Source organism: Streptomyces europaeiscabiei (assembly GCF_036346855.1).
Taxonomy (GTDB): domain Bacteria; phylum Actinomycetota; class Actinomycetes; order Streptomycetales; family Streptomycetaceae; genus Streptomyces; species Streptomyces europaeiscabiei.
Genome location: NZ_CP107841.1, coordinates 7,004,314 through 7,031,309, shown reverse-complemented (window position 1 = coordinate 7,031,309; position 26,996 = coordinate 7,004,314). Strand labels below are relative to the sequence as shown.

Here is a 26,996-nt window from a genome sequence, read left to right as displayed (position 1 = left end):
ACGCGCACCGTGGCCGCCCGCCCCGCCGGGAAGAGGACCCCACCCGTGAAAACCGTGGAACCCGCGCCCGCTGCGGCCCCAGGCCGGAAGCAGGCCTCATCCGTCGGCGCACCGGCCCGGCGGCCGTCCCGCCGGAACCGCGAGTGGCTGCACGGACTGCTCATGTCCGCGCCCGCCGTCGCCGGGCTCATCGCCTTCGTCGGCATCCCCTTCTGCTACGCCGTGGTGCTCTCCTTCTACAACGTGCGCCTCGGCTCCCCGCTGGAGCCCACCTTCTTCGGTGTCGAGCAGTACAGGCGACTGTTCACCGACCCCGACCTGTCCGGCCCGTTCCTGCGGGCGCTGCTCAACAACCTGACCTTCGCCGTGATCGTCGTCCCCCTCCAGACGGGCCTCGCCCTGGGCCTCGCGATCCTGCTGAACCGCAAACTGAAGGCGATCGGTGTCTTCCGTTCACTCTTCTTCATGCCGGTCGTCTTCCCGATGGCCCTGGTGGCCGTGATCTGGCGGCTGATCCTCGCCCGCAGCGACCAGGGCATGCTCAACTCGGCGCTGGAAGCGGTGAGTTTCGGCAACTGGGGCGCGTTCGACTGGCTCGGCGACGGGCTGACCGCGATGGGCTCGATCATCGTGCTCTCCGTCTGGCAGGGCGTGGGCTTCCAGATGGTCATCCTGCTCGCCGGGCTCCAGCAGATCCCGGGCGAGCTCTACGAGGCCGCCCAGCTCGACCGGGCCTCCGGCTGGCAGCAGTTCCGGCACGTCACCCTGCCCGGCATCCGCGGCACCCTCGTCTTCGTCGCCATGCTCACCTCGGTGCTGTCCTTCCGCGTCTTCGACCAGGTGTACGTCCTGGTCAAGGGCGGCGGACTCGACGAGGACGCCGCCCGCACGGTGATGTACCAGGCCGTCACCACGGCCTTCGACCAGAACAACATCGGCCAGGCGTCCGCGATCACCGTCGTCTTCTTCCTGATCGTCGTCGCCCTGACCCTGATCCAGCGCCGCGTCGTCCGGCCCGACAACGAGGACTGAGCATGAGCACGATGATGAGCACGCGTCCTCGTACACCCATGAGCAAGAGCACGGATGCCGGCCTGTCCCCCGGCCCGCTGCGCCGCTTCCTCGACTACGCCGTCCTCTCCGTCCTGGCCTTCGTCTTCACACTGCCCGTCCTCTACCTTCTCCTCGGCAGCCTCAAGCCGTCCGACGAGGTCCTGAACGGACTGTCCGGCTTCCTGCCCACCCACCTGTCCTTCGACAACTACGCCGCCGTCCTGGACAGCCTGAACTCCGACAGCACGGGCTACTTCTGGCAGTTCATGGGCGTCTCGCTGCTGGTGGCGTTCGTGGTGGTGACCGGCGGACTCTTCATCAACTCGATGGCGGCGTACGGGCTTTCGCGGCTCAGGTGGCGGGGCCGGGAAGCCGTCTTCACCCTCGTCCTGCTGCTGATGCTGGTCCCGTTCGAGTCGGTGGCCGTGCCGCTGTTCTACCTGTTCAACGACCAGCGGAACACCCTCTTCATCCAGGCGCTCCCGTTCGTCGCCAACGCCTTCTCGGTCTACCAGTTCCACACGTTCTTCCGCTCGATCCCGCCGAGCATCGAGGAGGCGGCCCGGCTGGACGGCGCGGGCCCCTGGCGCACCTTCTTCGCGATCATCGTCCCGATGTCGAAGCCGGCGTTCGCGTCGGTCGCGATCCTGACGTTCCTCACCCAGTGGGGTTCGTTCCTGTGGCCCGTCCTGATGGTCTCCGACCCGTCGGTACGTCCGCTGCCGCTGGAAATGAGCGTCTTCCAGGGCCAGCAGCCCCCGGACTGGGGCCAGATCCTCGCTTTCGGCGTCCTCCTCGTCCTCCCGGTCCTGATCGTCTTCGTCTTCTTCCAGCGGTGGTTCGTACAGGGGGTGGCCAGCTCGGCGGTGAAGGGGTGATCGAGGCAGGGGCCGAGCGCGGCGGGAAGGGCGGCTCCCGGCACGTCCGGCCAGGTCGGACGGCTGATCCGCATGCCGCGAGCGCTCTGTCCCTGGCCACCTGGCCCGTTGTCGGTGGCCGGTGGCCAGTGGTCGGTGGCCAGTGGTCGGTGGCCAGTGGTCGGTGCGATGCTGTCGGCATGAACCGGGACGATCTGGTGCGGCTGCGGCGGGCGCGGGACCGCATGGACCGCGAGTACGCCGAGCCGCTGGACGTGACCGCCCTGGCCCGGACCGCGCTGATGTCCCCCGGGCACTTCCAACGCAGCTTCCGCGTGGCCTTCGGCGAGACCCCGTACGGCTATCTCATGACCCGCCGCATCGAGCGCGCCAAGGCGTTGCTGCGCCGCGGCGACCTGACGGTGACCGAGGTGTGCATCGCCGTGGGGTGTACGTCGCTGGGCTCCTTCAGCTCCCGTTTCACCGAGCTGGTCGGCGAGACGCCGAGCGCGTACCGGGCGCGCTCGCACGAGGAGAGCGCGGCGATCCCCGCGTGCGTGGCGAAGCGCCTGACCCGGCCGGCCCGCCATCGCATACGCACGGCGGAACCGGGCGAAGCGTCCTAGTGTCGCGGCAGCCGGCGTTTGCGTCGCGACGGGGCGAACGTCGCCTGCCGCGGCACTAGCGTGAGGACATGGCTACGAACGATCCGAAGGTCACGAACGCTGCGCACGGGCTCCCGGCCCCGGATGTGAGGCTCGCCCAGTGCTTCCTCGCCGTCGACGACCACGACAAGGCGCTCGCCTTCTACCGTGACGTGCTGGGCATGGAGGTCCGCGGTGACGTGGGCTTCGAGGGCATGCGCTGGGTGACCGTGGGCTCCCCTCTCCAACCCGACGTCGAGATCGTCCTGGAACCCCCCGCCGCCGACCCCGACATCTCCCCCGCCGACCGCGAGACCATCGCCATGCTCCTCGCCAAGGGCGTCCTGCGAGGGGTCAACTTCACCACCACCGACTGCGACGCCCTCTACGCCCGCGTCGAGGCCTCCGGCGCCGATGTCCTCCAGGAGCCCACCGACCAGCCCTACGGCGTCCGCGACTGCGCCTTCCGCGACCCGGCGGGCAACATGCTGCGCTTCATGCAGCGCCGGGGGTGAGCCGACGAGAGCCGGGGCGGCCTGCCTGCCGGAATGACCGACCAGCGGAAACCTCGTTGCGTGGAGCCGGGCGGCGGGAGACCGTACGTGTCGTTCGGCCGTGAGGACCGGACCGTACGAGAGGGAGCGGCTCTGTGGGTGGAGTGGGCGGGAACGGCGACAACGGCCACGGGGACGCGGGCTCGGGCGGAGACGGGGCGGGTGCGGCCGACCCCGCGGGGGCGGCCTACCCCGCGGGCGCGGCGGGTGGAGTGGGCGCGGCGGGTGAAGTGATCCGGTGGACGTATGCCTTCGTCGACCGCCCGATGGCCGGGTTCGAACGGGCATGCGCCTTCTGGACGGCGGTCACGGCGACCGAGTTGTCCGAACCCCGGGGCGACGGGGGTGAGTTCGTGACCCTGCTGCCCGAGACGGGCGACGCGTGTGTGAAGGCGCAGGGTGTCCTGTCCGGTGCCGGCGGCGCTCACCTGGACCTGGCCGCCGAGGACGTCCCCGCGCTCGTCGACCGGGCGGTCCGGCTCGGCGCCGAGGTGGTCGCCCCGAACGACGGCTGGGCGGTGCTGCGCTCACCCGCCGGTCAGCTCTTCTGCGCGGTGCCGTGGCACGGGGAGTCCGCGCGGCCGCCGGTGGTCGACGGGAGCCGACTGGACCAGGTGTGCCTGGACGTGGCGCCGGCCGAGTTCGAAGGCGAGGTCGCGTTCTGGGCGGCCCTGTCGGGCTGGGACTCCTACCCGGGCTCACTCCCGGAGTTCCACGTCCTGCGCCCGCCGACCGGTCTCCCCGTCCGTATCCTCCTCCAACGCCTCGACACCCCCCGCCCCACCTCCGCCCACCTCGACCTGGCCTGCACCGACATCGACGCCACACGAGCCCGCCACGAAACCCTCGGCGCCGACGTCGTGGCCCGGCACCCGCACTGGACGGTGATGCGTGACCCGACGGGCGGCACGTACTGCCTGACGGGCCGATCCCCGGAGACGGGCGGGCTGCCGCCGACGGCGAAGTGACACCTCACATCCTCGGGCCCGAAACAGCGGGCCAGGCGCCTGCGGACCAGACGTCTGCGGGCCAGACGCCTACTCCGTCAGCCGAGCCGCCCGTGCCGACAGATACCTCTGCTCAGGCAGGCTCAGCGTCCGGCGCGCAGCCGACTCGTACGCGGCGCGCGCAGCCTCCGTCTCCCCCGCCCGCTCCAGCAGATGACCCCGAACCGCCTCCACGCGATGCCCGATCGCGGCCGCGTCCTCCCCCAACGTCTCCAACGCGGCGAGCCCGGCCCGCGGCCCCCGCACCATGGCCAGCGCGACCACCCGGCTGAGCCGCTCGACCGGTCCGGGAACCAGCTCGACGAGCACGTCGTAGAGCCCGAGAATCTCCCGCCAGTCCGTGGCGTCGTACGAGTCCGCCTCGTCATGAACCGCCGCGATCGCCGCCCGCACCTGATACGGTCCCGCCCTCCCCCGCGCCCCCGCCAGCGCCCGAGTCACCAGAGCGACCCCCTCCGCGATACCCGCCTTGTCCCACCGGCCCCGATCCTGTTCGTCGAGCGGCACCAGCTCACCCCGCGAGTCCGTTCGAGCGGCCCGTCTCGCATCGGTGAGAAGCATCAGTGCCAGCAACCCGGCCACCTCACGGTCCGCGGGCAGCAACCGATGGACCGTCCGCGTCAACCGGATCGCCTCGACCGCCAGATCGGCCCGCTGCAGACTCGCCCCGGATGTCGCCGTGTATCCCTCGTTGAAGACGAGATACAGGATCTGCAGCACAGCCGGCAGTCGCTCCTCCCAGTTGTCGGGCCGCCCGAACCGCACCCCCCGCACCTTCTGCTTGGCCCGGCTGATCCTCTGGGCCATCGTCGCCTCGGGCACCAGACACGCCCGCGCGATCTCGGCCGTGGTCAGCCCACCGACCGCCCGCAACGTCAGCGCGATCTGCGCGGGCACCGACAGTCCGGGGTGGCAGCACAGGAAGAGCAGGGTCAGGGTGTCGTCCTCGTTCGGCGCCCGATCCACCCCGGGTGCCGGCGCCACGAACGCGTCGCGCGGCGCCAGCGCGGCCGCCCTCGCCTCCCGCTGCCGCCGCGCGTCCTCACTGCGCAACGCGTCCGTCAGCCGCCGCGAGGCCACCTTGATCAGCCACCCGCGCGGGTTGTCCGGCACCCCGTTCGACGGCCACTGGCCGGCCGCCGCGAGCAACGCCTCCTGCACGGCGTCCTCGGCGGCGTAGAAGTGCCCGTACCGCCGCACGAGGGCGCCGAGGACCTGCGGCGCGCAACGGCGCAACAGGCCCTCGACCTCGCTCATCCGACCTTCCGATGCTCTCCGACGGAGGTTCCGACGCCCTCCGACCGGCTCAGATGTCCCCCGCGCCGTCCAGTACCGGCCGGATGACCACCGGGTACTCCGCGAGCCCCTCGGGACCCGGGCACCGGGCGACGCGGGCCGCGATCTCCGTGACCCGGTCCAGGCTCGCGCAGTCCAGGAGCCAGTAGCCGGCGAGCAGTTCCTTGGTCTCCGGGTACGGCCCGTCCGTGATCACCGGCTTGCCGTCGGCGTCGGCGGTGACGAACCGGGTCCGCGCCGGCTCGGCCAGCCCCTGCCCGTCGATCATCTCTCCGGTCTCGGCGAGGTCGTCGTTGATCGCGCCCATGTGGGCGTACATGGCCTGCAGCTGCTCCCGCGTCCAGGCCGGGGAGTGCTCGGACGCCTCGCCGCGCATGCCCTCGTAGTCCGCCTGCGTGCCCAGGACCATCACCAGGTACTTCATGAGTCCGCTCCTTCGCCTTCCTCGGTTCGAACCACCCGCGGCGGGCAGCTCTCACAGGAGACGTCGGAGCCACCCCGCACTTCTCGACACACCCGCGCGACAAATTCGCCGAGTTCTTCTCCGGAGCCGCGGAACCATGGCCCGGGCCGCAGGCCGACCTCCCCGGCGGGGCCGGTCAGGCCTTCTCCTCGGTCCTCACTTCAGGGGTCTCAGGCGTCTCAGTGGCCTCCGTCGTCGCAGGCGTGGCCCCGACCCGTGTATCGGCCTCGCCCACGCCCGTGTCAGGACCACCGTGCGCTCCGTCACCACCATGCGCGCCGTGGCTCCCGTGCGTCCGCCGGGCCACTGCCCGGGGCTTCTCCGCGGCGGTCTCCGCGGCCACGACGGCCTCGTCGACGTACGCCGCACACTCGTGATTCCTGCACGGACCCGGACTCCATACGGGTACCCACGCGCCCAGCGTCTTGTGCCGCCGTACGACCGTGGCCACAGGCTGTCCGCAGACCGGGCAGACATGCTCGTCGATGCCCATGCCCTCAGGGTATGGCCGACGGGGTCGGAGCGCTCCCCGCCGTACCGAACGAGCGGAACTGCGCGAGCGACCACACACGATCCGCACCCGCCCGATCGCAGTCGTCCCCGAGCTATTGGGCGCCAGGGGGGTCGAAGGGACACAGCACCTGGGTGAGGGGAGCGGGTAGGGACGGCGAGGGCGAAAAAGCCGGCGGGCCCCGCACACCGTGGGGATGTGCGGGACCCGCCGGCAGTCCGAAGGCACCGGTACCGCGCAGGGTCAGGCCGGCACGCCACACCACCTCCGGAGCATCGACCGACGCTCGGCCCCACCTCAGCTGCTGCGGCGCGTCACGAACTCGGCCAGCGCGAGAAGTCCGCCGGCCGACTCCGGGTCCGGGACCGCACGGGACAGTTCGTGCATGGCTCGGGACATACGGTCGGCCGCCTGGATCTGCGCCCAGTCGCGACCGCCCGCCCGCTCCACCACGAGTGCCGTGCGTTCCAGATCTCCCTCCTCGTACGGGAGTCCGTAAAGCTCGGCGAGTTCGGCCGCCTCCGGGGTGCCGGAGGCGAGCGCGGCGACCACCGGGAGGGACTTCTTGCGGACCATGAGATCCGCCCCCGCCGGCTTGCCGGTGCGGCTGGGGTCCCCCCAGATGCCGATCACGTCGTCGATGAGCTGGAAGGCGAGCCCGGCCTCACGCCCGAACGCGTCCAGCGCCTCGACGTCCTCCTCACCGGCGCCCGCGTACAAAGCCCCCATCGCACAGGCGCAGCCGAGCAGTGCGCCCGTCTTCGCCTCGGCCATGGCGAGCACCTCGTCGAGGGTGACCTCCTCGGGCCGGCGTCCCTCCATCTCGGTGTCCGTGTGCTGGCCCGCGCACAGTTCGACGACGCAGGACGCGAGCCGTGCGGAGGCCGCGGCCGACGCCGGATGCGGGTCCTCGGCGAGCAGTTGCTGAGCAAGGGCCTGCATCGCGTCCCCGGCGAGGATCGCGTCGGGGACACCGAACACGGTCCACGCGGTGGCCCGGTGCCTGCGGGTGGCGTCCCGGTCCATCACGTCGTCGTGCAACAGGGTGAAGTTGTGCACCAGCTCCACCGCGGCGGCGGCCCGTACGGCGGCGGACTCGCGCCCGCCGAGCGCGGCGACGGCGGCCAGGACCAGGGCCGGACGTATCGCCTTGCCCGCGTTCCCCGCGGCCGGGACGCCGTGCGCGTCCTCCCAGCCGAAGTGGTAGCGCGCGACCCGGCGCATCGAGCCGGGCAACGACTGGACGGCCCGGCGCAGTTCGGGGTCGACGGACACCCGGGCCCGCTCCAGGATCCCGGCCGCCTCCTGCCCGTCGAAGGCACTCGCCCCGCCCAGCCGCCCGGCCGGCCCTCGATCACCTGGGGGCGGCACCGGCGTCGCCGACTCACCGGCTCCCTTCGGATCCAGAGCTCCGAGCCGGTGCCGGCCCCCGCCCCCCGTCGGATCCAGGGCTGTCCTCCGATCCACGGCTCCCGCCGACCCCAGGTGCCTGTCCGGCTCCGAGCCCCCCACCGGTGTCAGGGACCCGTTCAGCTCCAACGCTCCTCTCCGGCCCAGGGGCTCCTCCGGCTCCAAGGCCCGCATCGGATCCACGATCGCCGGCGGTGTCACACCCCCCGTCGCATCCCGGGTTCCCGGCTCAACCGCGGCTCCCGCCGGGGCCACCACCTCCGAGGGGTCCACCGCCTCCACGGCCTGCGTCGGCCCCACTGGCCCCGTCCGCTCCGGAGGAATCCTGACGGGGCTCCGCCTTTCCGGGATCTCGCCCTGCGGAGCGCCGCCGACCAGGGTCTCGTCGGGGCCCCGCTTCGTCTCCGTCATGAACTCACCCATGGGATCGCCTCGGAGAGTCGGCGGACGGTGACGGCAACGGTGGCGGTTCCGCTGCCGATGGGCGCGTGCTCCCGTCGTGTCCCCGCCCTGACGGGCGGGGACCCGACGTCCGGTCGGACAAGGTCACCGCCAGCGGCCGATCTCGACGTTCTCCAGAACGCCGAGCGCGTCGGGGACCAGGACCGCGGCCGAGTAGTAGGCCGTCACGAGGTACTTGATGATCGCCTGCTCGTTGATGCCCATGAAGCGCACGGACAGGCTGGGTTCGATCTCGTCCGGGATGCTTGCGGCACGCAGACCGATGACGCCCTGGTCGTCCTCGCCGGTACGCATGGCGATGATCGAGGTGGTCCTGGCCTCGGTCACCGGGATCTTGTTGCACGGGTAGATCGGCACACCGCGCCAGGTGGGGATGCGGTTCCCGGCGATGTCGATCGTCTCCGGGACGAGCCCGCGCTTGTTCAGCTCGCGGCCGAACGCGGAGATCGCGCGCGGGTGAGCGAGCAGCAGCTTGGTGCCCCGGCGGCGGCAGAGCAGTTCGTCCAGGTCGTCCGGGCTGGGCACACCGTCGTGCGGCTGGAGCCGCTGGTCGTACTCGCAGTTGTGCAGGAGACCGAACTCGCGGTTGTTGACGAGCTCGTGCTCCTGGCGCTCCTTCAACGCTTCGACCGTGAGCCGGATCTGCTGCTCGGTCTGGTTCATCGGCTGGTTGTAGAGGTCGGCCACGCGTGTGTGGATGCGCAGTACGGTCTGGGCGACGCTGAGTTCGTACTCGCGCGGCGCGGCCTCGTAGTCGACGAAGGTGTGCGGGATGTCCGGCTCACCGCTGTGGCCGGCGGCGAGGTCGATCTCCTTCTCGCCGTACTTGTTGGTGCGCTGCGACGGGATCGCGCGCAGCTCCTGAAGGTGCTCGCTCAGGGTCTCGGCGCGCTCCGCGAGCTGCTCGACGGCCTGGCGCGGCAGGACGAGCACCGTGCAGGCGGTGACCGCACGGGCCGTGTACTCCCAGATCGCCTCGGGGTCGAGCAGGGACTGCTCACCGAAGTAGGCCCCGTCCGCCAGCACGCCGAGGACAGCGTCGTCGCCGTAGGGTCCGGTGCCGATCTTCTCGACCTTGCCGTGGGCGAGCAGGAACACCTCCTCCGCCTGGCTGCCGAATTCGGCCAGCACGGCACCGGGCGCGAACTCCCGCTGTTCGCACCGCTGGGCCAGCTCGCCCAGCACGTCGAGGTCCTCGTACGTCCGCAGGGCCGGCAGTTCGCCGAGCTCCGCGGGGATGACGGCGACCCGGTCACCGGTCTTCACAAAGGTGACGCGGCCGTCGCCGACCGCGTAGGTGAGCCGCCTGTTCACCCGGTACGTACCACCCTGCACGTTCACCCAGGGCAGGGTGCGCAGCAGCCAGCGCGAGCTGATCTCCTGCATCTGAGGGGTGGACTTCGTGGTGGTGGCCAGGTTCCGGGCAGCTGCCGTGCCGAGACTCTGCTGCGGCTTTTCCTGCTGCGAGCGAACCTCTTCGCCTACCGACATACGGATTTCCCCTCCGGGTGTGCACTGATATCGCGGTCACCGATCTCGCGACCCACCCTCCCATCACGGAGCGTGCCGGTGCTATTACCCGAAAGAGCGGGAATGGATCTTAGAAGACTGGGCATATCCGTCGGCTTTGTCGACCACTCGCGCCCCTGTCCGAGCCCCTCACGAATCTGACCGGATACGCCCGCACGCCCCACCGTCAACTCGCTTGCGCCCCGAGGCGGGGGTACAAGCCTGCGTACGAGGCGGCCACGACCAGCGGCCGTCGCACAGCACGAAGGAGTCGGCCATGGCCCCACCCATGTCCGCGGGCAGGTTTCTCACCGTCCTCAAGAACGAGGGCGTCCGGGTCGTCGAGGTCGGCGACTGGGAGCATCACAACCGCAATCACGTGGGCCCCTGGGGCCCCGTCCACGGTGTGATGATCCACCACACCGTCACCTCGGGCAGCGAACGCACGGTGCGCATCTGCCGTGACGGGTATTCGGGCCTGCCCGGCCCGCTGTGCCACGGCGTCATCACCAAGGACGGCCGCGTCCACCTCGTCGGCTACGGCCGCGCCAACCACGCCGGCCTCGGCGACGACGACGTCCTGCGGGCCGTGATCGCCGAAAGGGCGCTCCCGAAGGACAACGAGGCCAACACCGACGGCAACCGCCACTTCTACGGCTTCGAGTGCGAGAACCTCGGCGACGGCCAGGACCCCTGGCCGGAGGCCCAGCTCGACGCCATCGAACGGGTCTCCGCCGCCGTCTGCCGCCACCACGGCTGGAACCAGCGGTCCGTCATCGGCCACCTCGAATGGCAGCCCGGCAAGGTCGACCCGCGGGGCTTCACCATGGCCGCCATGAGAAAACGCGTCAAGGACCGTCTGGCGTAGCGGTCACGATCGCGGGGGCGAACCCGACACCCACCGGTCACTTGTCCGACAATGGGCACGTGACCGGCCAGCCCTCCGCCCCCGACCCCGCCACCGGCCTGAGCCCGCGGCTGCCCTCCCCCCTCCAGGAGGTCACGGACGAGCGCTTCGCGCGCCATGGCGTCCGGCTGCTCCTCAAGCGGGACGACCTGATCCATCCGCAGCTCGTCGGCAACAAGTGGCGCAAGCTGGCCCCCAACCTGCAAGCCGCGGCCGGCCGCCCGCTGCTCACCTTCGGCGGCGCCTACTCGAACCACCTCCGCGCCACCGCCGCCGCGGGCCGGCTCCTGGGCCTGCCCACCATCGGCGTGGTCCGCGGTCAGGAACTGGCCGACCGCCCCCTCAACCCGTCCCTGGCGCGCTGCGCGGCGGACGGCATGCGGCTGCGTTTCATCGACAGATCGACGTATCGCCACAAGTCCGACCCGGCCACCCTGGCCGACGTCCTCCGCGCCGCCGACGCCGAGGACGCGTACGTGGTCCCGGAGGGCGGCAGCAACCCCCTCGCCGTCCGCGGTTGCCAGGACCTCGGTGCGGAACTGCGCGACCGGGCCGACGTCGTGGCCGTCGCCTGCGGCACCGGCGGCACCCTCGCCGGTCTGGCCGCCGGCCTGGCCCCCGACCAGCGCGCCCTCGGGGTTCCGGTTCTCAAAGGGGGCTTCCTCGAAGAGGAGATACGACAGCTGCAGGACCGGGCTTTCGGCGGCCCGCGCGGCGACTGGAGTCTCGACGACCGATTCCACTTCGGTGGCTACGCGCGCACCACCCCCGAACTGGACGCCTTCGCCACCGACTTCGAGACCCGCCACTCCCTCCCCGTGGAGCGTCTCTATGTCGCCAAATTGCTGCACGGACTTGTCGCCCTGGCGGCGGAGGGCGCCTTCCCGCGCGGGACGACGGTCGCCGCGGTGATCACCGGACGTCCCTTCGGGGAACACGCGCCCCAGGACGGCCCCAGGTCCGCCCAGGGCGCTTCTGCTGGCTCCCGGTCGGAGATCATCCGGCCGACCGGCGCCGCGCGGGGTGACTCGTGAGGCACTGACTGCCTCACCGGACTCGTCCGTAACCGCTCACCAACGGCTTCAAGAGCCGTCAGAAACCGCCTGGTGCCGCGGCGCTAGGACGCCTCCCGGTAGACCGCCGCCTCCTCCAGGTCCAGTCGCCGCAGCAGCGTGCGCAGCATCTCGTCGTCGATGTACCGCCCGTCCCGCAGCTTCACGAAGACGTGGCGCTCGGAGCCGATCATCTCCCGGGAGAGGCGGCTGTAGGTGTCGTCGACGCTCTCCCCGGTCACCGGGTTCACCGCGCCGAGCCGCTCCCAGACGGCGTTGCGGCGCCGTTCCAGGACCGAACGGAGGCGGTCGACGAGGGGTGGCGGCAGTTCGTTGTGCTCGTTCGCGAGGAGTTCGTCGAGGCGGGCCTCGGCGGCGCGGGACGCCTGGGCCTGGGCGTTGGCCTCGGCGAGGGTCTCGGCCTGCTGGTCGCGTCCCGGCAGCTTCAGGACCCGGATGAGCGGCGGCAGGGTCAGCCCCTGGATGACGAGCGTCCCGATGACGGTCGTGAAGGTCAGGAAGAGGATCAGGTTCCGCTCGGGGAAGTCGTCCCCGCCGTTCACCGTGAGCGGGATCGAGAAGGCGATGGCCAGCGAGACGACGCCCCGCATGCCGGCCCAGGCGATGACGAACGGCGCCTTCCAGGTGGGGTTGTCCTCCCGTTCCCGGATGCGCTGCGACAGCATCCGCGGCAGGAAGGTCGCCGGATACACCCACACGAACCGGGATGCGACCACGACGAGGAAGACGGCCACGGCGTACCAGGAGGCGCGGACCCCCTCGTACTCGCCCAGCCCTTCGAGGACGACCGGGAGCTGGAGGCCGATGAGGGCGAACACGGCGGATTCCAGCAGGAAGGCGACCATCTTCCAGACGGCCTCCTCCTGGAGGCGGGTGGCGAAGTCGACCTGCCAGTTCCGGTAGCCGAGGTAGAGGCCGACGACGACCACGGCGAGCACCCCGGAGGCGTGCACCCACTCGGCGAGCCCGTAGGCGACGAACGGGATCAGCAGGGAGAGGGTGTTCTTGAGCAGCGCCTCCTTCAGGTGTGTGCGCAGCCAGTGCATCGGCATCATCAGCAGCAGCCCCACCGCGACGCCGCCGACCGCCGCCACCAGGAACTCCACGATCCCGCCGGTCCAGCTCGCGCCCTCGCCGATGGTGGCCGCGAGGGCCACCCGGTAGGCGGTGATCGCGGTCGCGTCGTTCACCAGGGACTCGCCCTGCAGAATCGTGGTGACCCTCGACGGCAGCCCCACCCGCCGGGCGACCGCCGTCGCCGCGACCGCGTCCGGTGGTGCCACGACCGCGCCGAGCACCAGCGCGGCGGTCAGCGGCATGCCCGGCACGATCAGGTAGGCGGCCCAGCCGACCGCGAGGGTCGCGAAGAGGACATACCCGACCGACAGCAGCGCCACGGGCCGGAGTTGGGCCCGCAGGTCGAGGTACGAGCTGTCGCCGGCGGCCGTGTACAGCAGCGGGGGCAGGATCAGCGGCAGAACGATCTCGGGGTCGAGTTCGTAGTGCGGCACTCCGGGCAGATACGACACCGCGAGCCCCGCCGCGACCAGCAGCAGCGGAGCGGGCACCGGCGTACGCCGGGCGGCACCGGCGACCGTCGCACTCCCGGCGACCAGCAACAGCAAGGGCAAGAAGTGCATCGCTTCCGCCGCCTTCGTTTCCGCGCGAGGTCCCGCGCACCCGTCGTAACCTGGCAATCATGAAACAGTGCACGCACACGGACGCGCTGCCGCACCCCGAGCCCGATCCCCTGACCGAGACCTGTCCGGAGTGCCTGGCCGCCGGAAGTCACCCGGTGCAGTTGCGGATGTGCCTGGAGTGCGGGCACGTGGGCTGCTGCGACTCCTCACCGATGCGGCACGCGACCGAGCACCACAAGGAGAGCGGCCATCCCATCATGCGTACGTTCGAGGCGGGCGAGACCTGGCGCTGGTGCTTCGAGGACCATGTACTCGTTTGACGGACCATGTCCGCGTATGACGACCGGAGCCGGAACGCGCACGACGGAACCATGTCACCCCGTGGCACGTCGACGTACTCGTGTGACACGGTTCGGCAGTCCGACGCCTGGGTACGTCAATCCGGCGCGCGCTCTTCCTATTTGAGGCCCGCAAACCTCTAGCCACCGAGCGTATTCATAGGCTTACTATGAGTGACAGCACGGGGTGGGGTCCCCAGGACCCCGAGGACACGGCGCTCGGTGGCGCGATAGCGTCACCGCTGAACCACGTAGCGCGTTACCCCGGGGGGCGACCCTCGGCCCCCGAAAAAGCTTGTACCACCTTGGAGGTGAGGGTGTCCCAGATCGCAGGCGAGCCCGGGACCCAGGACTTCGTGGAAGTCCGGCTGCCGGCCGCGGGTGCCTACCTGTCGGTGCTGCGTACGGCGACGGCCGGCCTCGCGGCCCGTTTGGACTTCACCCTCGACGAGATCGAGGACCTGCGCATCGCGGTCGACGAGGCCTGCGCGATCCTGCTTCAGCAGGCCGTGCCCGGCTCGGTGCTCAGCTGTGTCTTCCGACTGGTCGACGATTCACTGGAGGTCACCGTCTCGGCCCCCACCACGGACGGCCACGCCCCCGCACGCGACACCTTCGCCTGGACCGTGCTGTCGGCCCTGGCGGGCAAGGTCTCCTCCGCGGTGGCCGACGACAAAACCGTTTCGATCAGCCTCTACAAACAGCGCGGCGCGGGACCCGGGCCGGCGTGAGGAACGGGGACGGGCCGGTGCGGGACGAAGAACGCGGCACACGGGAACTTCCCGCGGAGGACGACGGTGGTCCGAGCGGGCCGGCGCATCTGGCGGACAGCGTCGACGGCATCCCCGAGCAGGCCCGGCCGCACCCGGAGGACGAGTCCTCGGCGGCGGCCGGAGCGTCTCGGTGGACCGAGCCGGCCGACGGCGAGGAGCCCGAGGCGTCCTCCGACGGGCAACGGGATCCGGAGGGTGCCCTCCGGAGCACCACGTCCTCACGAGGGCGGACTGGGGCCTCCCCCGCTCTAGCACAGTCGAGAGCTGAGGGAACGGTGACGGCGGGCGGGACTATGAGCGAGCACGAGCGACACGACGAGGCGGGCGCGCAGAACGCGCAGACCGTGCGAAGCACACAGCACAACCCTCAGGACCGCAGCGGGGCGCGAGCCCTGTTCGTAGAGCTGCGCGCCCTGCCGGACGGCAGTGCGGAGTACGCGGAGCTGCGCAACCGGCTGGTCCGGATGCATCTGCCGCTCGTGGAGCACCTCGCGCGCCGGTTCCGCAACCGCGGTGAGCCGCTGGACGACCTGACGCAGGTCGCCACCATCGGTCTGATCAAGTCGGTGGACCGCTTCGACCCGGACCGCGGCGTGGAGTTCTCCACGTACGCGACCCCGACGGTCGTCGGCGAGATCAAGCGGCACTTCCGGGACAAGGGCTGGGCGGTGCGGGTGCCGCGCCGGCTTCAGGAGCTGCGTCTCGCGCTGACCACGGCCACGGCCGAGCTGTCCCAGCAGCACGGCCGGTCCCCGACGGTGCACGAGCTGGCCGAGAAGCTGGCCATCTCGGAGGAGGAGGTCCTGGAGGGCCTGGAGTCGGCCAACGCGTACTCCACGCTGTCCCTGGACGTCCCCGACACCGACGACGAGTCACCGGCCGTCGCGGACACCCTCGGCGCCGAGGACGAGGCGTTGGAGGGCGTCGAGTACCGGGAATCCCTCAAGCCGCTGCTGGAGGACCTCCCGCCCCGTGAGAAGCGGATCCTGCTTCTGCGCTTCTTCGGCAACATGACCCAGTCGCAGATCGCCCAGGAGGTCGGCATCTCCCAGATGCACGTCTCACGGCTGCTGGCGAGGACGTTGGCACAGCTTCGGGAGAAGCTGCTGGTGGAGGAGTAGCGTCCGCGCCCCGTCAGGGGCGCGGTGCCGTGTCGCCACAGGGCTCCGCCCCGCGAGCGCGACCGGGCACCGACGGTCCACGGCTTCCCGGCGCATTCCGGCGGAGCGCTACCGCTTCGTCTCCTCCGCCCGGCCCGGCCCCTGGATTCCGAGGGCCTGGGTCGTAGCCGGATTGATCAGCAGGACCAGCGCGGCGACCGCGATCACGGCCAGCACGATGCCCGCCGGGATCGCCACGCTGTCGGCGCGCAACAGGTTGTAGGCCACCGGCAGCGCCATGATCTGGGTGATGACGGCGGGCCCCCGGCTCCAGCTCCGCCGCAGCAGCAGCCCACGCGCCGCGATCAGTGGCAGCAGGGCCAGCGCGAGGAGCGTGATCCCCCCGGTGACGCCGGTGCTCAGGTCGCCCGAGTCACCGGTGAGGCCCAGGACGAGCATGGCCCCTCCGCCCACCAGCAGGGCCACCCCCTCCAGTGCGGCCAGCGCGGCCGCTGCGGTCAGCCGCCCGGGGCGGGACTCGGCGTCGGAGGTGTCCGGGGTGGGGGTCTGCTCAGGGCTCACGCCTGAAGGGTAGCCCTCGCCCCTCTCGCCCGATCCGACCCGGCGCCGGGCACATGTTGGCTTTCGCCCGCCCCCACGTGCTCTTCGTCACTACCCGATCTCCCCCTTGATCCGCACCTCGGTATGGGCCGGGTACCACCCAGTAGGTACCCTGCAACCCATGCGTGCACTTCTCGTGGTCAATCCAGCGGCTACCACCACAAGCGCACGTACGCGCGATGTGCTGATCCACGCCCTCGCGAGCGAGATGAAGCTCGAGGCGGTCACCACCGAGTACCGGGGTCACGCCCGGGACCTCGCCCGGCAGGCCGCGGAGGGCAAGGACAGCATCGAACTGGTCGTCGCGCTCGGCGGAGACGGCACGGTCAACGAGGTCGTCAACGGCCTGCTGCACCACGGCCCCGACCCCGACCGCCTCCCCCGCCTCGCCGTGGTCCCCGGTGGCTCCACCAACGTCTTCGCACGCGCCCTGGGTCTGCCCAACGACGCCGTGGAGGCGACCGGCGTCCTGCTCGACGCCCTGCGCGAGCGCCGGGAGCGGACGGTCGGCCTGGGCGTGGCCTCGGGCACCCCGGGCACGGAGGACGAGGCGGTGCCGTCCCGCTGGTTCACGTTCTGTGCAGGCCTCGGATTCGACGCGGGTGTGATCGGCCGGGTCGAGCAACAGCGGGAACGCGGACGGAAATCCACACACGCTCTTTACCTGCGTCAGGCATTCCGGCAGTTTCTGGAAGAGCCCCACCGCAGACTCGGCACGATCACTTTGGAACAGGCCGGCCAGGACCCGATTTCCGATCTTGTGCTGTCCATAGTCTGCAACACGTCCCCGTGGACGTTTCTGGGTAATCGCCCGGTGTACGCGTCGCCTAAGGCCTCGTTCGATAAAGGCCTCGACGTGCTCGGCCTCAGCCGCATGTCGACGCCCGCGCTCGCCCGATATGGCACACAGTTGCTCACTTCGTCCCCCGAGCGCGGACCCCGTGGCAAGCACGCCACCACCCTGCACGATCTGACCGACTTCACCTTGCATTCGAAGGCCCCCCTCCCCCTTCAGATGGACGGCGACCACCTCGGACTGCGTACGAGCGTGACGTTCACAGGCGTACGCCGTGCACTGCGTGTGATTGTGTGAGCGGAACGGGCAAAAGTCCTTCCACTCGAACGTTTAGACCAGGGTCCACCCCATGGAAGTACGGCTGTGACACAGTCGACACCGAGGAATCAAAAAAAACTTTCCGGTAGGGGTTGTATCCGCCGCTGAGGTTTGCGAGTCTCTACGTGGCGCTCGGGACAGCCCGCAACACCGGCTCAAGAGAGCGCCAGAACCCCTCCTCAATCCACAGGACCACACCAGTCCGTCTGGTGATCGGCCCTTCACTTGTTGAGGGATTCGTGAAAGCGTTCACATTCACAAGCAACGTGCATGTAATACCAAGGAGAGGTAGCAGCCATGGACTGGCGTCACAACGCCGTTTGCCGCGAGGAAGACCCCGAGCTCTTCTTCCCCATCGGCAACACCGGTCCTGCGCTGCTGCAGATCGAGGAAGCCAAGGCTGTCTGCCGTCGCTGCCCGGTTATCGAGCAGTGTCTGCAGTGGGCGCTTGAGTCCGGCCAGGACTCCGGCGTCTGGGGTGGTCTCAGCGAGGACGAGCGCCGCGCCATGAAGCGCCGCGCCGCCCGCAACCGGGCCCGTCAGGCATCCGCCTGACATCCCACCCAGCAATAGCCTGAGCTTGGCGGCGCGCACAGCGAGTGCGCTTCTCCCGCCCCCGAGCCGCAGCGCGCAGTGCCCCCGATGCGCTTAACAAGCCACGAGCCCGAGCCCCGGACCACATGATGGTCCGGGGCTCGGTGCTTTTTTCCGTAGGACAGCTATGGCGGCCACGACTCTCCGCAGGACAGCTATGGCGGCCACGACTCTCCGCAGGACAGCCATGGCGGCCACGGCTTTCCGCAGGACAGCCATGGTGGCCACGACGACTTCGGCCGTCGTACGCCCCGCTACTTCTGGGCCCGCACCGGGATGTCCAGGATCACCTGCGTGCCCCGCTCCGGAGCCGGGACCATGTCGAAGGTGCCGCCCAACTCCCCCTCCACCAGCGTCCGTACGATCTGCAACCCGAGATTGCCCGAGCGGTGCGGGTCGAAACCGTCGGGGAGGCCGACGCCGTCATCCTGGACGGTGACGAGGAGGCGGGTCTCCTTGGTGGTGCCGCCGCGCACGGCCGAGACCTCCACGGTGCCGGAGTCGCCTTCACGGAAACCGTGTTCGAGCGCGTTCTGCAGGATCTCGGTGAGGACCATCGAGAGCGGGGTGGCGACCTCCGCGTCCAGGATGCCGAAGCGTCCGGTGCGCCGGCCGACGACCTTGCCCGGTGAGATCTCGGCGACCATGGCGAGCACCCGGTCGGCGATCTCGTCGAACTCCACCCGCTCGTCCAGGTTCTGGGACAGCGTCTCATGCACGATCGCGATCGACCCGACCCGTCGCACGGCTTCTTCGAGGGCCTCGCGGCCGCGCTCGGACTCGATGCGCCGGGCCTGGAGGCGCAGTAGCGCGGCGACGGTCTGCAGGTTGTTCTTCACCCGGTGGTGGATCTCCCGGATGGTCGCGTCCTTGGTGATCAACTCACGCTCGCGGCGCCGCAGTTCCGTCACGTCCCGCAGCAGCACCAGCGAACCGATGCGCGAGCCCTTGGGCTTGAGGGGGATCGCGCGGAACTGGATCACCCCCTCGACGGACTCGATCTCGAACTCGCGCGGCGCCCACCCGCTCGCCACCTTGGCCAGCGCCTCGTCCACCGGACCCCGGGAGGGCGCGAGTTCGGCGGTCGTACGGCCGAGATGGCAGCCGACGAGGTCGGCGGCGAGGCCGAGGCGGTGGTACGCGGAGAGGGCGTTCGGCGAGGCGTACTGGACGATGCCGTCGGCGTCGAGCCTGATGAGGCCGTCGCCGACGCGCGGCGAGGCGTCCATGTCGACCTGCTGGTCGGGAAACGGGAACGCGCCCGCGGCGATCATCTGGGCCAGGTCGGACGCGCTCTGGAGGTACGTCAGCTCCAGCCGGCTCGGGGTCCGCACGGTCAGCAGATTGGTGTTGCGCGCGATGACGCCGAGCACGCGCCCCTCCCTGCGCACGGGGATCGACTCGACCCGTACGGGCACCTCCTCACGCCACTCGGGGTCACCCTCGCGGACGATGCGGCCCTCGTCGTGGGCGGCGTCCAGGAGGGGGCGGCGGCCGCGCGGGACCAGGTGGCCGACCATGTCGTCCTGGTACGAGGTGGGGCCGGTGTTGGGGCGCATCTGGGCCACGGAGACATAGCGGGTGCCGTCGCGCGTGGGGACCCAGAGAACCAGGTCGGCGAAGGAGAGGTCGGACAGCAGCTGCCACTCCGACACCAGCAGGTGCAACCACTCCAGGTCGGAGTCGCTGAGAGCGGTATGCTGGCGGACGAGTTCGTTCATGGAGGGCACGTGTGCGAGCGTACCTGGCGGTACGGACATGACCGGAAACAGTGGTGGGAGTGGCCGGTACGGGCTCTGGTGCCGGCTGCCGCACGGCTCCGGAGACACCCGCGGGCCGCGGCGCCTGAGAGGGACCCTCAGCCCTCCCGGCACCGCAGCCCGGAGCAACATCGGCCGTGGGGTGTGCGGTCCCGGTCGGCCGAAGGTGAGGATCCGGAGCAGTCAGGGCAGAGAGCGCCGGGTCCTCGGTCCGCCTTCCTGTGCGGGGAAGGCGGAGGCTTGTTCTTTGTTCGCGTGCGATCGTCGGCGGCCAACCGCTGATCGATCAAATGCCCTACCACGCATTGTTGACTAGACCACTGCGTGTGTCCATGCGTTGGCGGATGTTTGTTGTTGTTCCATTGTCCGACATCCGCCGACGGCTCACACGCAGAGTAGCCCGCTTCGGCCCGGGGGCGGGCCGGAATGCCGCGGCCGGCCCCGCGGCCGACCCGGCGAGCGGTCCCGCGGCCGGTCCCGCGGAGCGTCAGGCTCGGGGCCGGATCGCCATGGCGAGTGCGGCGACAGCCTCCGGCTCCTGCCCGGTCGCACCGTCACGGGCCTGCTGGGACATGCCCTGGGTCCGCGTCGGCATGGCGGGCCAGGGCGGTGGCGTCCGTGTCGGCGGGCAGCTCACCGGCCGCGACACCCGCCCTTGTCCGGCTCTCGAAGGCCGCGATGGCGGCGTTGCGCCGTTCCCGCAGGCACTCGGCCACCTCCGGGGCCGAGCAGCCGACGGCCGCGAGGACGAAGAGACGGCCGTGCGGGTGACCCGGGTCCGTGTACACGGCGGCGGCCTCCCGCAGCGTGCGCGACGGCGCGCGAGCGGTGGATCCCGCGGCGAGAGCCAGGTCGCCGAAGGCGGCGTACCGGGGGTGGGCGAGGACCGCCGCGCGGCGCGGGCTCGCTGCTGAGCCTGCACTGAACGGCCCTCGGCCGGTCGACCCCTGCGGGGCAGGAGCCACCCCTGCTAGATTGGTCTACACCACATGGGAGTGCTTGACCCCGCAAGCGCCGGTCGAGTCTTCTTGAGTCCTCACTTTCCAGATCGGCAGGCACAGCGTGGAAGTTGTCATCGTTCCGGATGCCAAGGCGGGTGGCCGGCTCATAGCCGAGGCGATGGCGGAGCTGCTCCGGCGCAAGCCCGAGGCGCTGCTCGGGGTGGCCACGGGGTCGACCCCGCTGCCCATCTACATGGCGCTCGCGGAGAAGGTGCGGTCCGGCGCCGTTGACGCCTCGCGGGCGCGGGTGGCCCAGCTCGACGAGTACGTGGGGCTGCCGGCCGAGCATCCCGAGTCGTACCGCTCGGTGCTGCGGCGGGAGGTGCTGGAGCCGTTGGGGCTGGGCCTGGACGCCTTCATGGGGCCCGACGGGACCGCCGAGGACGTGGTGGGGGCGTGCGAGGCGTACGACAGGGCGCTGGCCGAGGCGGGCGGTGTGGATCTGCAACTGCTCGGCATAGGGACCGACGGGCACATCGGGTTCAACGAGCCATGCTCTTCGCTCGCCTCCCGGACGCGGATCAAGACGCTCACCGAGCAGACCCGGATCGACAACGCGCGGTTCTTCGACGGCGCCATCGAGCAGGTGCCGCACCACGTCATCACCCAGGGCATCGGCACGATCCTGGAGGCGCGGCACCTGGTGCTGCTCGCCACGGGCGAGGGCAAGGCGGACGCCGTCGCGGCGACCGTGGAAGGACCGGTGGCAGCGGTGTGTCCCGCCTCGGCGTTGCAGCTCCACCGCCACGCGACCGTCGTGGTGGACGAGGGCGCCGCGTCGAAGCTGAAGCTGGCGGACTACTTCCGGCACACGTACAGCAACAAGCCTGACTGGCAGGGAATCTAGGGCGGCTGAGGCGCGTGTAGGCGCCACGGCCCGGTGAGAAGGGCTGTGGCGCCTACTTGTGTGGAACTGCCGGTTGTCTTCGGGCAGGGGCGGCTGCCGGACCCAGCATTACCGGCGGCTTCACAGAGCCTTGCCGCCCCCGGCCCTTGGCCGCCCCGGTCCTCGTTTCGCCCTGGGCCCCTATCGCACCCCGGCGATGACCTCCGCCGCCGCTCTTCCGCAGACCCTCGCCGCGCCGTGGGTCGCGATGTGGAGGGGACCCCGGGGTGGGGACTGGGGGACGCCCATCTCCACGACGATCGTGTCGGGGCGGGTGGTGAGGAGGGTGTCGAGGGCGGTGGTCATCCAGGGGTGGCGGTGTTCGTCGCGGACGACGGCGACTATGCGGCGGGTGCCGGCGACCGCCAGGGCGGAGGCTCCGGCGCTGTCGCCGGCGAAGGTGCCCGTCTCGGTGCCCGGGAGGAGGCGGGCCAGTTCCGCGCCGACACCCCAGGGGGTCTCGTCACCCACGGCGATGTTCGCCACCGGGGTGAAGGCCGCGACGTAGAGAGGCTGGGTGGGCGGCTCGTGGGGCTTCGCACAGGTCGTCGTGAGGGCGCGGCGGGCTGCCAGGAGACCGACGTTCCCACCGGTGCCGCCGGTCTCCCCGATGGCTTCGCGCTCCGTCCCGTCACCGTCTCCCGCTCCCTCCTGCGCCGACCTCGTCCACTTCGCCAGCGCCCGGACCCGGTTCGCCGCGTCCGCCAGGCGTTCCTCCGCCAGGTCGCCGTCGCGGACGGCGGCGACGAGGGCGTCGCGGAGGCGGCGGACGGTCTCGTCGTCGGCGAGGCCGCCCCCGACGCAGATGGCGTCCGCGCCGGCGGCGAGGGCGAGGACGCTGCCGTGTTCGATGCCATAGGTGCCGGCGATGGCCTGCATCTCCATGCCGTCGGTGACGATGAGGCCGTCGTAGCCGAGTTCACCGCGGAGGAGGTCCGTGAGGATGCCGTGGGACAGCGTTGCCGGAAGGCCGGGGTCCAGGGCCGGGACCAGGATGTGGGCGCTCATCATGGCGCGCGAACCGGCGGCGATGGCGGCACGGAAGGGGGCCAGGTCCCGGGAGGCCACGACTGAGCGGTCCGCGTCGATGCGGGGCAGGGAGAGGTGGGAGTCGACGGCGGTGTCACCGTGGCCCGGGAAGTGCTTGGTGCAGGCGGCCACGCCCGCGGCCTGGAGGCCGGTGACATAGGCGGCCGTGTGGCGGGCGACCAGGTCGGGGTCGGCACCGAAGGAGCGGACCCCGATGACCGGGTTGGCGGGGTTGGCGTTCACGTCGGCCGACGGGGCCCAGTTGAAGTTCACGCCGCACTCCGCCAGGCGGCGGCCCAGTGCGAGGGCGACCTCCCTGGTCAGGTCCACGTCGTCGACCGCACCCAGGGCGTGGTTGCCCGGGAAGGAGGAGCCGGTGCGGACCTCCAGGCGGGTGACGTCGCCGCCCTCCTCGTCGATCGCGACCAGGACGTCCTCGTGCTCGGCACGCAACTGTGCGGTGAGGGCGGCCAACTGTCCGGGCGAGGTGATGTTGCGGCCGAAGAGGCCGACGGAGGCGAGGCCCTCGCCGAGGCGGCGCAGCAGCCAGTCGGGGGCGGTGGTTCCCGTGAAGCCGGGCTGCAGCACCGTCAGCGCGTCCCGCGCGAGGCTGTCCTGCCCTGAAGAAGAACCGGGCGAGCCGGTGGCGAATGTCGTCGGTGACATCAGGGTCGGTTATCCCTTCACTGCGCCCGCGGTGAGGCCCGCGGCCATCTTGCGCTGGACGAGGAGGAAGAGGACGACGATCGGCACGGCCATCATGGTGGAGCCGGCCATCATCGGGGCGTATTCGGTGCCGTGCTTGGTGGTGAAGTTGCCGAGCCAGACGGTCGCGGTCTGGTTCTGCTGGCTCATCAGCATCAGGGCGTAGAGGTACTCGTTCCACGCCTGGATGAAGCCGTAGACCGAGGTCGCCACCATGCCCGGCGCGAGCAGCGGGAACACCACGCGGAGGAAGGCGGTGGTGCGGGAGCAGCCGTCGACCATGGCCGCCTCCTCCAGTTCGCGCGGGATGTTGACGATGAAGCCGCGCAGGGTCCACACGGTGAACGGGAGGATGAAGGTCAGGTAGGTGATGATCAGGCCGGTGAGGCGGTCGTACTGGCCGAGGTCGTTCAGGAGCAGGAAGACCGGGATGATCATCGCGACCAGCGGGACCATCTGCACGGCCAGGATGCCGACGATGACGACTTTCCGGCCGCGGAAGGCGAAGCGGGAGATGGCGAGGGCGGCCAGCATGCCGACGACGATGCCGATCACGACGACCGTGAGGGAGACGACGAGGCTGCGGCCGACCGGGCCCCAGAAGTCGGCGATGTCCAGCGCCCGGCCGAAGTTGGCGAAGGTGATCGACGTCGGCAGCAGGCTGGGGTCGGGGTCGATCGCGTCCTTGGCGGGCTTGAACGCCGTGTTGAGCATCCAGTAGACGGGGAAGCCCGCGGTGACGAAGACGAACAGGCCGAGGAGGTTCCAGCCGAGCTTCGGCTTCCGGCGCCCCGAGCGGCTTCCCCGGGTGGCGATCGTGCTCGTGCCGCTCATTCGACTTCTCCGATCTTCAGCATCTGGCGCATGTAGACGCCGATCACGCCGAGCAGCAGCAGCACGGTCAGCAGTGCGATCGCCGAGCCCTGCGCGTAGTCGTTGACGACGAACGCCTTGTCGTACGAATAGGTCGTGAGCAACTGGAACTCGGCCTCCGGGTGGCCGCCCCGCATCACGAATACCTGAGGGAAGACGCCCATGTCCCAGATGACGGAGAGGGTCGTGAGCATCACGATGATCGGCTTGAGGATGGGGAGGGTGACATAGCGGAACACGCCCCACGCACCGGCGCCGTCCAGGCGGGCGGCCTCCTCCAACTCCTTGGGGACCTGGGTGAGTCCGGCGCTGAGGGTGATGACGACGAACGGCACCGCGCCCCACACCACGAGGAGCGTGATGACGGCCAGGCCCTCGGGTCCGCTGGCGAACCAGTTGTGGCCGATCATGTCGACGCCGGGGAGCTTGCTGAGGAGCGCGTTGAAGATGCCGTAGTCGGAGTCGAAGAGCCACTTGAAGACGGTGGTGGCCACGATGATCGGCATGCCCCAACTCGCCACGAGCGCGATGTTGATGAGCGTCTTCACCCAGCCGGAGACCCGCTGGAGCAGCAGGGCGATCGCCATGCCGATGACCATCGTGAGGATGACGGAGGCGGCGGCGAAGACGATGGTCCGGACGACGACCGCCCAGAACTCGCTGTCCCCCAGCACCTTGGAGAAGTTGTCGAAGCCGACCGACTCGGCGGGCTTGAACCCCCACAGCTGGGACTGGCCGAACTCCTGGAAGGACAGGGTGACGAGGCGGACCAGCGGATAGCCGAGGACGACGGCGAGAATCAGCAGGCAGGGGGCCAGAAGGGCCCAGGGGACGGCGGATCCGCCGGGAGTCCGCTTTCTGGCCGGCCGTTCCGGGGCGGCCGACGGTGGCGGTGGCGCCGGCCGCGCGGGCGGCACCTTCGCAGGGGCAGTCGTGTCTGCGGCACTCATCGCGCGCTCCTAAAGCAAAGGAAGAAGGGGCCGATCAGTGCCCCGTCAGCCTCGCCCCGTAAGGGGCGCGGGGAACTGCGCGACCAGCCACGACGCACCGGCACCGACCCGACGCCCCATCGCGGCACTTTCGTAAATCGCCCATCGACCGGACCTGTGGCACCCACCGGCCGAGGGCCGTGGCACCCCCGGCCGGGCCCGGCCACCTCGGCCGGGGCCCGACCCGCGGGTCACCGTCACTCGTTGTTGATGACCTTGTCGATCTCGGCGTCCGCCGTCTTCGCGGCCTCCTCGACCGACTGCTTGCCGGTGCCGATGGACTGCAGCATCGTCTGCAGGATCTGCGCCTTCTCGACCTGGCCCCAGCCGGGAGCCATCGGGACGAACCAGTTGGACTCGGCCGCGGTGGCCGGGACCGCCGTCGCCGGGTCGTCCTTCAGGGTGGCGAGGTCGGTCTTGTTGTTGGGCAGGTTGCCCTTCTCGATCAGACCCTTCTGGCCGGAGGGGCCGGTGAAGGCGTTGATCCACTCGGCGGCGACGGTCTGCGCGTCGGACTTCACCGGGACGGCGAGGTCGCTGCCGCCGAGGAAGACGGGGAGGTTCTTGCCGGACGGGCCGGGCATCACGAAGTTCTCGACGTTGCCTTCGAGCTTGCCGGTCTTGTCGTTCTCCTTGGCCGCGGCGGTCGCGCCCTCCCAGGCGGGGGCGAAGATCATGCCGGACTTGCCCTGGCCGTAGACGATGTAGCGGTCGGACTCGTCCTTGGTCTTGTCGCCGTGCATGTACTTGTCGACGACGTTCTTGAACGCGTCGAGCCCCTTGAGGGACTCGGGCGAGGAGAGGTTGGCCTTCCACTTGCCGCCGGACTCGACGGCGATGGAGCCACCGGCGTCGTAGACGAAGGACATGGCCGCGTACCAGTCGCGGGTGGGCTGGTACCAGGCACTGAACTTGTCGCCCTGCTTCTTCTGGACCTTGTCGAGGGCGGCGGTGAGTTCGTCGTACGTCTTCGGCGTGGACTTGACGCCCGCGGCGGCGAAGACGTCCTTGCGCCAGTTGGCGACGCGGCCACCGGCGTAGTACGGGACGCCGTAGGTCTTGCCCTCGTAGGTGACGGAGGCCTTGAGGCCGTCCAGCCAGGCGTCGGAGTTGTCGAACTTCGCCGCGTCGACGGGAGCGAAGGCGCCCTTGACCATGTAGGCGAGCATCTCCGTGTTGCCCATCTCGACCACGTCGGGGGCCTTGTCGGTGGCGAGGACGGCGTCGAGCTTGGCGTTCTTGTCGGGCCAGCCGTAGTACTCGTGCTTGATGGTGATCCCGGGGTGCTTCTTCTCGATCGCCGCGTCGGCGGCCTTGACCAGCTCCGGCCAGTTGTTCTGCGCGTCCACCGTGAGCCAGACCGTCAGTTCCTTGGTGTCCGAGCCGGTGTCCGAGCTCTTGCTCCCACCGCCCCCGCACGCCGCGACGGAGACCATCATGCCCGCGATACAGACCGCGATCGTCAGCTTCCTCTTCACGCCACCCTCCTCAGGGATGCCATTGCTCAGGGATGCCACAAACCCCCCTGCTCCCCGCGGTGACAGACGTACCGCCCATGGGGCCAGGACCTGGACCAATGGTGTAGACCAGTACGCCGGAGCTTGGCTCAGACCATTCGCTCTGTCAAGGGTGCTCGAACCGCCTCTCACCAGCTGTTATGCGACCTATATATGCAGGAACCTTTATGTAATAAGCCAGCGAAAACCGTCCGCTTGAGCCACACTCTTCAGGTAGACCACTGCACCCTCGCGGAGTGGACCAGCGGAGACCTCTCCGTGGACTAGACCAGCGGGGCCTGCGAAGGTATACAGAGGGATCACGCCACGA

Annotated in this window: 25 protein-coding genes and 1 pseudogene; 13 read left to right on the top strand and 13 right to left on the bottom strand. The window is 70.3% G+C overall.

Annotated elements, in window-relative coordinates:
• The first annotated feature begins 45 nt into the window (after positions 1-45).
• The 5 genes from OG858_RS30895 (at position 46) to OG858_RS30875 (ending at position 4,076) form a co-directional block, all read left to right on the top strand.
• A complete protein-coding gene (locus tag OG858_RS30895; RefSeq protein ID WP_086753631.1) occupies positions 46-1,032 on the top strand; it encodes a carbohydrate ABC transporter permease in 987 nt (328 codons plus the stop codon).
• A gap of 38 nt (positions 1,033-1,070) precedes the next feature.
• Positions 1,071-1,931: a carbohydrate ABC transporter permease gene (locus tag OG858_RS30890; RefSeq protein WP_086753633.1), complete on the top strand. Its 861-nt coding sequence runs from the start codon at positions 1,071-1,073 to the stop codon at positions 1,929-1,931.
• 179 nt (positions 1,932-2,110) lie between these two features.
• Positions 2,111-2,536 (top strand): helix-turn-helix transcriptional regulator, encoded by a 426-nt coding sequence (locus OG858_RS30885; protein WP_319262827.1) that lies wholly within the window; start codon positions 2,111-2,113, stop codon positions 2,534-2,536.
• A 68-nt stretch (positions 2,537-2,604) separates the two neighbouring features.
• The gene (locus OG858_RS30880; RefSeq protein WP_046708665.1) at positions 2,605-3,069 is read left to right on the top strand and encodes a VOC family protein; all 465 of its coding nucleotides are present in this window, start codon (positions 2,605-2,607) and stop codon (positions 3,067-3,069) included.
• 134 nt (positions 3,070-3,203) lie between these two features.
• Complete coding sequence (locus tag OG858_RS30875) at positions 3,204-4,076, top strand: VOC family protein (protein WP_408059436.1); 873 nt, start codon at positions 3,204-3,206, stop codon at positions 4,074-4,076.
• 69 nt (positions 4,077-4,145) lie between these two features.
• Here OG858_RS30875 and OG858_RS30870 read toward each other — a convergent pair whose 3' ends face one another.
• The 5 genes from OG858_RS30870 to OG858_RS30850 form a co-directional block, all read right to left on the bottom strand.
• On the bottom strand, positions 4,146-5,372 hold the full coding sequence (locus OG858_RS30870; protein ID WP_327744947.1) for an RNA polymerase sigma factor: 1,227 nt from the start codon (positions 5,370-5,372) through the stop codon (positions 4,146-4,148).
• Between the two features lie 49 nt (positions 5,373-5,421).
• The gene (locus tag OG858_RS30865) at positions 5,422-5,835 is read right to left on the bottom strand and encodes a YciI family protein (protein ID WP_086752188.1); all 414 of its coding nucleotides are present in this window, start codon (positions 5,833-5,835) and stop codon (positions 5,422-5,424) included.
• Between the two features lie 175 nt (positions 5,836-6,010).
• Positions 6,011-6,367, bottom strand: coding sequence for a hypothetical protein (locus tag OG858_RS30860; RefSeq protein WP_086752186.1), 357 nt, complete (start codon positions 6,365-6,367; stop codon positions 6,011-6,013).
• A 315-nt stretch (positions 6,368-6,682) separates the two neighbouring features.
• Positions 6,683-7,834, bottom strand: a complete 1,152-nt coding sequence (locus OG858_RS30855) for a family 2 encapsulin nanocompartment cargo protein polyprenyl transferase (protein WP_373420898.1) — start codon at positions 7,832-7,834, stop codon at positions 6,683-6,685.
• Between the two features lie 507 nt (positions 7,835-8,341).
• Entirely contained in the window at positions 8,342-9,748 is a 1,407-nt protein-coding gene (locus OG858_RS30850; RefSeq protein ID WP_086752522.1) for a family 2B encapsulin nanocompartment shell protein, read from the bottom strand.
• Between the two features lie 295 nt (positions 9,749-10,043).
• Between OG858_RS30850 and OG858_RS30845 the strand changes: the two genes are divergently transcribed.
• Positions 10,044-10,634 (top strand): N-acetylmuramoyl-L-alanine amidase, encoded by a 591-nt coding sequence (locus OG858_RS30845; protein WP_319262833.1) that lies wholly within the window; start codon positions 10,044-10,046, stop codon positions 10,632-10,634.
• A 59-nt stretch (positions 10,635-10,693) separates the two neighbouring features.
• Positions 10,694-11,707, top strand: a complete 1,014-nt coding sequence (locus tag OG858_RS30840; protein WP_319262835.1) for a 1-aminocyclopropane-1-carboxylate deaminase/D-cysteine desulfhydrase — start codon at positions 10,694-10,696, stop codon at positions 11,705-11,707.
• Positions 11,708-11,790: 83 nt separating this feature from the next.
• Here the strand turns inward: OG858_RS30840 and OG858_RS30835 are convergent, their stop codons facing one another.
• Positions 11,791-13,386 carry a Na+/H+ antiporter gene (locus tag OG858_RS30835; protein ID WP_327744945.1) on the bottom strand — a complete coding sequence of 532 codons (1,596 nt, stop codon included), beginning with the start codon at positions 13,384-13,386 and terminating at the stop codon, positions 11,791-11,793.
• 59 nt (positions 13,387-13,445) lie between these two features.
• Between OG858_RS30835 and OG858_RS30830 the strand changes: the two genes are divergently transcribed.
• From OG858_RS30830 to OG858_RS30820, 3 genes are all read left to right on the top strand, one after another.
• The gene (locus tag OG858_RS30830) at positions 13,446-13,706 is read left to right on the top strand and encodes a UBP-type zinc finger domain-containing protein (protein WP_086750685.1); all 261 of its coding nucleotides are present in this window, start codon (positions 13,446-13,448) and stop codon (positions 13,704-13,706) included.
• 335 nt (positions 13,707-14,041) lie between these two features.
• The gene (locus tag OG858_RS30825) at positions 14,042-14,455 is read left to right on the top strand and encodes an ATP-binding protein (RefSeq protein WP_037695150.1); all 414 of its coding nucleotides are present in this window, start codon (positions 14,042-14,044) and stop codon (positions 14,453-14,455) included.
• Positions 14,452-15,618 carry a SigB/SigF/SigG family RNA polymerase sigma factor gene (locus tag OG858_RS30820; protein ID WP_328544236.1) on the top strand — a complete coding sequence of 389 codons (1,167 nt, stop codon included), beginning with the start codon at positions 14,452-14,454 and terminating at the stop codon, positions 15,616-15,618. The genes OG858_RS30825 and OG858_RS30820 overlap by 4 nt, the downstream gene beginning before the upstream one ends.
• Before the next feature lie 108 nt (positions 15,619-15,726).
• Here the strand turns inward: OG858_RS30820 and OG858_RS30815 are convergent, their stop codons facing one another.
• A complete protein-coding gene (locus OG858_RS30815) occupies positions 15,727-16,179 on the bottom strand; it encodes a hypothetical protein (RefSeq protein WP_086748848.1) in 453 nt (150 codons plus the stop codon).
• 160 nt (positions 16,180-16,339) lie between these two features.
• Between OG858_RS30815 and OG858_RS30810 the strand changes: the two genes are divergently transcribed.
• Positions 16,340-17,311, top strand: coding sequence for a diacylglycerol/lipid kinase family protein (locus OG858_RS30810; protein WP_328544237.1), 972 nt, complete (start codon positions 16,340-16,342; stop codon positions 17,309-17,311).
• Positions 17,312-17,629: 318 nt separating this feature from the next.
• Complete coding sequence (locus OG858_RS30805) at positions 17,630-17,887, top strand: WhiB family transcriptional regulator (protein WP_003992873.1); 258 nt, start codon at positions 17,630-17,632, stop codon at positions 17,885-17,887.
• Positions 17,888-18,180: 293 nt separating this feature from the next.
• On the opposite strand, the gene OG858_RS30800 is transcribed toward OG858_RS30805, so the two are convergent.
• Positions 18,181-19,656, bottom strand: coding sequence for a sensor histidine kinase (locus OG858_RS30800; RefSeq protein WP_037695140.1), 1,476 nt, complete (start codon positions 19,654-19,656; stop codon positions 18,181-18,183).
• Between the two features lie 517 nt (positions 19,657-20,173).
• A pseudogene (locus OG858_RS30795) lies at positions 20,174-20,558 on the bottom strand (TetR/AcrR family transcriptional regulator); the annotation flags it as partial.
• Between the two features lie 190 nt (positions 20,559-20,748).
• Between OG858_RS30795 and nagB the strand changes: the two are divergent.
• On the top strand, positions 20,749-21,534 hold the full coding sequence (gene nagB / locus OG858_RS30790) for a glucosamine-6-phosphate deaminase (RefSeq protein ID WP_319066558.1): 786 nt from the start codon (positions 20,749-20,751) through the stop codon (positions 21,532-21,534).
• Between the two features lie 180 nt (positions 21,535-21,714).
• On the opposite strand, the gene OG858_RS30785 is transcribed toward nagB, so the two are convergent.
• The 4 genes from OG858_RS30785 to OG858_RS30770 all read right to left on the bottom strand — a co-directional run bounded on the left by OG858_RS30785 (position 21,715) and on the right by OG858_RS30770 (position 26,647).
• Positions 21,715-23,268, bottom strand: a complete 1,554-nt coding sequence (locus OG858_RS30785; RefSeq protein ID WP_327748395.1) for a glycoside hydrolase family 3 protein — start codon at positions 23,266-23,268, stop codon at positions 21,715-21,717.
• A 9-nt stretch (positions 23,269-23,277) separates the two neighbouring features.
• Complete coding sequence (locus tag OG858_RS30780; RefSeq protein WP_086748157.1) at positions 23,278-24,141, bottom strand: carbohydrate ABC transporter permease; 864 nt, start codon at positions 24,139-24,141, stop codon at positions 23,278-23,280.
• Positions 24,138-25,130, bottom strand: coding sequence for a carbohydrate ABC transporter permease (locus OG858_RS30775; RefSeq protein WP_319319012.1), 993 nt, complete (start codon positions 25,128-25,130; stop codon positions 24,138-24,140). The genes OG858_RS30780 and OG858_RS30775 overlap by 4 nt, the downstream gene beginning before the upstream one ends.
• Positions 25,131-25,366: 236 nt before the next feature.
• Entirely contained in the window at positions 25,367-26,647 is a 1,281-nt protein-coding gene (locus OG858_RS30770) for an extracellular solute-binding protein (protein WP_319262850.1), read from the bottom strand.
• Positions 26,648-26,996: the final 349 nt, after the last annotated feature.